Source organism: Muriicola sp. Z0-33 (assembly GCF_026126425.1).
GTDB lineage: Bacteria > Bacteroidota > Bacteroidia > Flavobacteriales > Flavobacteriaceae > JAFMPW01.
This window is the reverse complement of the sequence record NZ_JAFMPW010000014.1, coordinates 71,592-78,588: the sequence shown is the minus strand read 5'-3', so window position 1 is coordinate 78,588 and position 6,997 is coordinate 71,592. Positions and strand designations below refer to the sequence as shown.

Below are 6,997 nucleotides of genomic sequence, written 5' to 3'. Positions count from 1 at the left end.
GGTCGTGCATCCTGTTCGGGTGACCCCGACTTTTGGATTCACTCCCTATCGGTCGTGCATCCTGTTCGGGTGACCCCGACTTTTGGATTCACTCCTTATCGGTCGTGCATCCTGTTCGGGTGACCCCGACTTTTTGGATTCACTCCCTATCGGTCGTGCATCCTGTTCGGGTGACCCCGAACATAAAATTTTTAATCGCAGTTTTTCAAAAGTGAACTTTTGACATCTGCTCTCCAAAAATTTTATGTGGGGAGAGCAGGATTCGAACCTGCGAAGGTAAAACCAACAGATTTACAGTCTGTCCTCGTTGGCCGCTTGAGTATCTCCCCTGCTAAAATTTTTCACTATTTTTAAGAACCTAAGTGCTAAAAGACAGACTTTTCCTAATTTTCAGAATGGATAAACCTTTTATTCTCTTAAACTCAACTCTTACTTAATGCCCAGGAAAACCAATGTTTTCCAATGTTTCGAGCCGATGGAGGGACTCGAACCCACGACCTGCTGATTACAAATCAGCTGCTCTAGCCAGCTGAGCTACATCGGCCTTTTTTCACCCTTTATCGCATAAAAAAGTCCGCTATTTCTAACGGACTGCAAATGTAGATAATTATTTTTTTAATCAAAACAAATTTACAAAAATTTTAGAGAGGCATTAACACGGGGTTTTCTCTTCTTTTTCACTAATTTTCTTTCCAGAGAACTGCAAGCAGAATCTACCGCTTCTTCAAAAGTCTTACATCGCTTTTTTACCAAAAATTTATCTTTAGGTATTCGGACTTTAATTTCAACAATTTTATTCTCTTTGGAACTGGTATTTTCAACTTTTAAAAACACATCTGAACTTATGACTTTATCATAATACTGATTTAACTTATCAATCCTTTTTTGCACAAAATCCATAAGCTCTCCATCCGCATTGAAATTCACTGATTGTGTATTTACTTTCATAGAATACTATTTTAACGATGAAACAAAAGAAAAGAACGTTTTACTATTCCTGGCTCCTTGGGTGGGAAGAGGAATGTACTTTTTTTAGTTCGGCAATACTATTGTGGGTATACACCTGAGTAGAAGCCAAACTTGAATGCCCAAGCAATTCCTTTACAGCATTCATATCTGCCCCCTTGTTGAGCAAATGTGTGGCAAAGGTATGCCGCAATATATGAGGACTCCTTTTTACCTTAGAGGAGACCATACTAAAATACCCATTTATAATTCTATAAACAAGGGTTTCATAAATTTTGTGTCCCCCCTTTGAAAGAAATACATACTCCTGTTCCCGAGGAACATTTAGAGTTTTCCGCATCTGGAAATAGGTCTCGAATAATTCTCCAATGGAATGCAATAATGGAATAATGCGTTCCTTGTTCCGCTTGCCCAATACCTTTATAGAATTATCATGCAGGTTAATATCTGTTAATTTGAGGTTGATCAATTCAGATCTTCTTATCCCTGTAGTATATAACAATTCTATTATCAATTTATCCCGGATGCCTTCAAAATCGTTCTCAAAGGGTACTTCCTGAAACATACGTTCCATTTCCGATTCTGAAAAAGGTATTTCTATCTTTTTGGAAGTTTTTAGTGCTTTATGCCTGGCAAGGGGACTGGCAGTAATGCTATCGGTCATTAATAAAAACTTATAATACGCCTTTAGCGAAGCTACCTTTCTGTTAACAGACCTATTGCTAATCCCTGTTTCAACCAATTGAACTATCCAGCTTCTGATAATACCATAGTCAACAGTTTCTATATTCCCGAAATCATAGTTATCTGTACAGAAAGACTTAAAATCATTTATGTCATTATTATAAGCCTTTATAGTATGTGCCGAATAATTTTTCTCCTGGGCCAGATATGAAATGAAAGCGTTGACAGACATAATTCAAAGTTACAAAACATGACGGTAGTTAAAATCAAAAAAAAATCCCGTTCCGGAATTGATTCCGTAACGGGATTAATATTATTAAAAAGCAGTTCTAAATTTCTTCCTGGTCCCTAAGGCCCTGAATATATTGTGCTTTCTGAATCTGTTGTCTTCGCTCTACTGAAGGTTTGGTAAATTGTTGTCTTTTACGCAATTGACGCATCGTACCGGTACGATCAAATTTACGCTTAAAACGTTTTAGAGCCCTATCTATATTTTCTCCTTCTTTAACTGGTATTATTAACATTGGCTACAACCTCCTTTCTTTTGTGATTTTAAGTTTGCAAATATAATATGAATAACTGAAATGCAAACAATTTATTTTAAAATATTCTTCGCAATAACTACTTTCTGAATTTCCGAAGTACCTTCACCTATAGTGCAAAGCTTTGCATCCCTGTAAAACTTCTCTACCGGGAAATCTTTAGTATAGCCGTATCCGCCATGGATTTGCACCGCTTCATTGGCTACTTTAACGCATACCTCAGAAGCAAACATTTTAGACATGGCACTCATTTTTGTCATTGGCCGTCCTGCATTTTTCAGGAAGGCCGCCTTATGTACCATAAGCTCTGCTGCCTCAATCTCTGTAGCCATATCAGACAATTTAAACGAGATACCCTGAAATTCACTGATAGGTTTTCCAAACTGTATCCTTTCCTTGGAATACTTTAATGCTGCTTCAAACGCACCCTTGGCAATTCCCAGAGATAAGGCTCCTATCGAAATTCTTCCTCCATCCAGGACTTTCATGGATTGAATAAAACCATCTCCTATTTCACCCAGCCTGTTAGCATCTGGGATTTTGCAATTATCAAATACCAACTCTGCCGTCTCACTGGCTCTCATCCCGAGTTTATTTTCTTTCTTCCCGCTGGTGAAACCAGGAGTGCCCTTCTCAACAGCGAAGGCCGTCATGCCCCTGCTATCTCCTTTTTCACCTGTTCTGGCTATGACTACGGCTATATCTCCACTAATTCCATGTGTAATGAAATTTTTAGCCCCGTTCAGCACCCAATCATCTCCAACCCTTACCGCAGTAGTACTCATACCCCCTGCGTCTGAGCCGGTATTGTGTTCCGTAAGGCCCCATGCCCCTATCCATTCTGCGGTGGCTAATTTGGTTATCCACCGTTGTTTTTGTTCCTCATTCCCAAAAGATAATATATGATTTGTGCAGAGCGAATTATGAGCTGCTACAGATAACCCAATAGAAGGGTCTACCTTGGATATTTCTTCAATTATAGCGATGTATTCGTGATAACCCAGTCCGGAACCCCCCAATTCCTCAGGAACGAGAACTCCCATAAAACCCATTTCCCCGGCTTTTTTGAAAACCTCTACTGGAAATGTTTGCGCCTCATCCCAATCCATAATATAAGGCCTTATGTATTGCTCAGCGAATTCTTTTGCAGATGCTGCAACCAGTTGATGTGTTTCTGAATAATCAAATCCAATTGTGGACATGGCGTCTGTAATCATTACAATTTTTTAGAGCGACAAATATAACTTAATTCTCTCAATCTTATCTGAAGGAAAATCAGGGATTGCTCTTAAATCGTCGAAAGAACTAAATCTTCCGATCTGATTTCTGTAAGCAACCATCTTCCGGGCGAGATCATTGTTAATATAAATAATGAAGGCCAGCTCTTCGGCCGTAGAATTATTAATGTTCACCTTATTAACGGTCGGTTTATTAATTATTCTGAATTTTTTTAAAGTCCTTTCAACCACCTCCGCTTTCAACCCATAGACATCATATAACTGTTCGTTCACCAAAAATCCACCCAATGCATCTCTGAATTTGATGATCCGATTGGAAAGCGTCTCCCCTATGCCATTAATGGTCCTTAATTCATCTGCAGATGCGCTGTTGAGATCACTAAGATTATAGATAATGTCATTTCTCTGCTCGACTCCTTTTTTTGTTTTTGCGACTTCGTTTGTTTTATTTTTCCATTCCGGAAATCTAAAATAGGGAGCAATCTCCATTAATTTGACATCTGAAATACCACTTGCCATTTGAAACTCTTCCGGAGAATTTACATATTTACCAAGGGCCCTAAAGCGAAAAAAATTATCTATTTCTCCAGGTGACATGCCCAGGCTATACCCTCTAAAATCATCTATATAGTTTGGATTAAACCGATGTTTAATAACAAGGTTATCCTCTAAAGCTTGTGCCTTCAAGGCATGTATTTCCTGCTGAATTTTATCATCAATGACCAAAATGACCGCATCCGGTGAAGGCGTTTTGCTTTTAATCAGGAAATTAACGGTCTGAAAACAGAAAATCAATAATAACAAAAAGAAAATCCCACTTCGTTCCTGTTTATTGAACTTGAAGTGGGATCTAATATTTATCATATAACGCTTCTAGCCTTTTACGAAAGCTTTAATGTCAGCTAGATATTTGTCCATTTCGTCTTTTACCCTTGGGAACAAGAATAGTAGTCCTACCATATTAGGGAATACCAGGGCGAGAATCATGGCATCAGAGAACTTAATAACAGCATCAAGCGTAGCCGCCGCACCAATTACAACAAACAGTAAAAACAATATTTTATAGACAACATCTGCCCTTTTCCCTCTGCCAAAAAGATATTTCCAGGATTGTAGTCCGTAGTAAGACCAGGAAATCATGGTCGAAAATGCGAAAAGGATGATAGCAATGGTTAATACATATCTAAATCCGGGAATAACAGAATCATAAGCCATAGATGTAAGGTCAACTCCTCCCACATAAGCTCCGGTTTCGGTAAGCAGAACTGTACTATTTACAGAATTGCCATATTCAAATGCCCCCGCATCCATATTAAAAAATATTATTACCAGTGCCGTCATGGTACATATTACCACGGTGTCTATAAAGGGCTCAAGAAGAGCAACAACTCCTTCACTTGCGGGATATTTGGTTTTAACCGCTGAGTGTGCAATTGCTGCGGAACCGGCTCCTGCCTCGTTGGAAAAAGCGGCTCTCTGGAAACCAACAATGATGACTCCTACCAACCCACCAATTCCGGCTGCCGGTGTAAACGCTCCTGAAATAATCATTCCAAAAGCATCACCGATATATTCTACGTTTGCAAAAATTATCACAAGGGAAGCGAGCACATAAATAACGGCCATAAAAGGAACTATTTTTTCCGTTACACTTGCAATTTTTTTAATACCGCCAATGATCACAATCCCCACAAGTATTGCAAGTATTATCCCTATGATAACGCCAACAGCTCCGCCCTCTAGTTTTAGCATTGTAGATAATTGTACTGCGGCCTGGTTAGATTGAAAGGCATTTCCTCCTCCGAAGGAAGCACCAACACAAAGGATAGCAAAAAGACCACCCAGAATCTTACCCAATCTCGTGAAGCCCTGTTCTTTTAACCCCCTGGACAAATAATACATTGGCCCGCCATATACAGTGCCATTTGCGTCTACATCTCTATACTTTACTCCAAGGGTACATTCCACAAATTTTGTGGACATCCCTATTAATCCGCAAACTATCATCCAGAAAGTGGCACCGGGTCCGCCAAGTGCTATTGCTACAGCTACTCCTGCAATATTTCCCAAACCAACTGTACCCGATACTGCGGTCGCCAACGCCTGAAAATGGCTAACTTCCCCCTCCTTGCTTTCGTCCGCAATGGTATCTACCAAATCCCCATCAACAATATTTAATTCTGCCTTTTCCACACTATGATGATCCAATTCATCGTATTTTCCTCTTACCGTATTAATAGCCAGGGGAAATTTGGCAATGTTTGGAAACTTAAAATAGATAGTGAAAAATGTTGCTCCAAATATTAAGAGTATCAACACTATGGGCAAATTGTATCCGGCAATAGTTATCGGGGTAAGAATAAACCCTTCCCATGCAACAGCAACTGGCATAAAGGCATCGTTGATCTTTTCATCTAAACCCTTTTCCTGGGCGATACTAATGAAAGGTAAAAGCAATGTTAATAGGGTAAGAAGACGATACTTCATAATTTCAGTTTTGGTTTAATTTTATGGTTTGCAATGCGGCAATATCTTAAAATTTACCAACACCGTCAAATATTATTTTAAATGGAACATCTCATTGAGCTTTCTAATCTGTTCTGGCCGCCCAAGAACAATCACCTTACTTTTGGGCTCCAGAGGCATATCAGCTTCGGGGTTGATTATATAATTTCCGTTGGGTTCTATGTAACCAATAATGGTACAACCAGTTTTTCGCCTTAGGTTTAGATCTCTTAAAGAGTTGCACTCCCCATCACCATCAAAATCTTCAATTGCCACCTCTTCAAGGTTGGTGGTATGTTCACCTTCTACAGACAATTTATCCATAAAGGTGATAAGATCGGGTATAACCACCAACGAAGCCATATGGTCCCCGCCAATTTTGTCTGGCATGATTACTTTATTGGCTCCGGCCAATTCTAATTTTTTTTGTGAAGTGGTCAGTGAAGCTCTGCTTATAATAAATAGCCCTTTATTTAACTGACGTGCGGAGAGCACTACAAAAAGATTTGATGCATCATCCGGTAAGGCTGTAATTAAGTATTGAGCCCGCTCTACCCCAGCGGCTAAAAGTACTTCATCTTCGTTGGCATCACCTTCAACAAAAAGTACCTCATTTTCATATTTCTCAATTACATCCTTATCTCTTTCTATAACTACAAAAGGCCTTTTATACGCAATTAAACGTTCTGCCGCCTGCATCCCGTTACGGCCATAACCACAAACTATGACATGGTTAGATAAACTGCTGATCTTGTTTTTCACTTTTCTCTTTTTTAGGATTTGTAGCGAATTTCTGCTCAATATATACTCGGTGACCACCGAAATAGCAAATGCAAATATGAAAACACTGAATATGATTAAAAATATGGTAAAAATCTTAGCATCGGCGTTCATCGGGCCAACTTCAGTAAAGCCAACCGTAGTTACCGTTATTATCGTCATATAAAAGGCGTCTACCCAACTTAAACCGGTTAAGTTGTGGAAACCGAAGACCCCTACCAAAAGGACCATCACCATAAGTGATATGGCAATTATTATTTTAGAACGGAAAAGTCTCAGCAT

General features: G+C 39.3%; 7 protein-coding genes and 2 tRNA genes. All 9 read right to left on the bottom strand.

What is annotated here, in order from left to right; all coding sequences use genetic code 11:
* Window positions 1–247: 247 nt before the first annotated feature.
* Window positions 248–329, bottom strand: a tRNA-Tyr gene (locus J1G40_RS16085).
* Between the two features lie 141 nt (window positions 330–470).
* A tRNA-Thr gene (locus J1G40_RS16080) sits at window positions 471–544 on the bottom strand.
* Window positions 545–630: 86 nt separating this feature from the next.
* On the bottom strand, window positions 631–948 hold the full coding sequence (gene hpf / locus J1G40_RS16075; RefSeq protein ID WP_265243681.1) for a ribosome hibernation-promoting factor, HPF/YfiA family: 318 nt from the start codon (window positions 946–948) through the stop codon (window positions 631–633).
* Window positions 949–991: 43 nt separating this feature from the next.
* Window positions 992–1,882 (bottom strand): tyrosine-type recombinase/integrase, encoded by an 891-nt coding sequence (locus J1G40_RS16070; RefSeq protein WP_265243680.1) that lies wholly within the window; start codon window positions 1,880–1,882, stop codon window positions 992–994.
* Window positions 1,883–1,979: 97 nt separating this feature from the next.
* On the bottom strand, window positions 1,980–2,174 hold the full coding sequence (rpsU, locus tag J1G40_RS16065) for a 30S ribosomal protein S21 (RefSeq protein ID WP_019671394.1): 195 nt from the start codon (window positions 2,172–2,174) through the stop codon (window positions 1,980–1,982).
* A 71-nt stretch (window positions 2,175–2,245) separates the two neighbouring features.
* Entirely contained in the window at window positions 2,246–3,385 is a 1,140-nt protein-coding gene (locus J1G40_RS16060; protein WP_265243685.1) for an acyl-CoA dehydrogenase family protein, read from the bottom strand.
* A gap of 33 nt (window positions 3,386–3,418) precedes the next feature.
* The gene (locus J1G40_RS16055) at window positions 3,419–4,294 is read right to left on the bottom strand and encodes a ComEA family DNA-binding protein (protein WP_265243679.1); all 876 of its coding nucleotides are present in this window, start codon (window positions 4,292–4,294) and stop codon (window positions 3,419–3,421) included.
* Between the two features lie 9 nt (window positions 4,295–4,303).
* Window positions 4,304–5,917 (bottom strand): alanine/glycine:cation symporter family protein, encoded by a 1,614-nt coding sequence (locus tag J1G40_RS16050; RefSeq protein WP_265243678.1) that lies wholly within the window; start codon window positions 5,915–5,917, stop codon window positions 4,304–4,306.
* A gap of 72 nt (window positions 5,918–5,989) precedes the next feature.
* Window positions 5,990–6,997 carry a potassium channel family protein gene (locus tag J1G40_RS16045; RefSeq protein ID WP_265243677.1) on the bottom strand — a complete coding sequence of 336 codons (1,008 nt, stop codon included), beginning with the start codon at window positions 6,995–6,997 and terminating at the stop codon, window positions 5,990–5,992.

Excerpts from the sequence above, each read along its gene's own strand:
- rpsU (WP_019671394.1), bottom strand. The coding sequence starts at position 2,174 with ATGTTAATAATACCAGTTAAAGAAGGAGAAAATATAGATAGGGCTCTA.
- hpf (WP_265243681.1), bottom strand. The coding sequence starts at position 948 with ATGAAAGTAAATACACAATCAGTGAATTTCAATGCGGATGGAGAGCTT.
- J1G40_RS16055 (WP_265243679.1), bottom strand. The coding sequence starts at position 4,294 with ATGATAAATATTAGATCCCACTTCAAGTTCAATAAACAGGAACGAAGT.
- J1G40_RS16070 (WP_265243680.1), bottom strand. The coding sequence starts at position 1,882 with ATGTCTGTCAACGCTTTCATTTCATATCTGGCCCAGGAGAAAAATTAT.
- J1G40_RS16045 (WP_265243677.1), bottom strand. The coding sequence starts at position 6,997 with ATGCTGAGACTTTTCCGTTCTAAAATAATAATTGCCATATCACTTATG.
- J1G40_RS16050 (WP_265243678.1), bottom strand. The coding sequence starts at position 5,917 with ATGAAGTATCGTCTTCTTACCCTATTAACATTGCTTTTACCTTTCATT.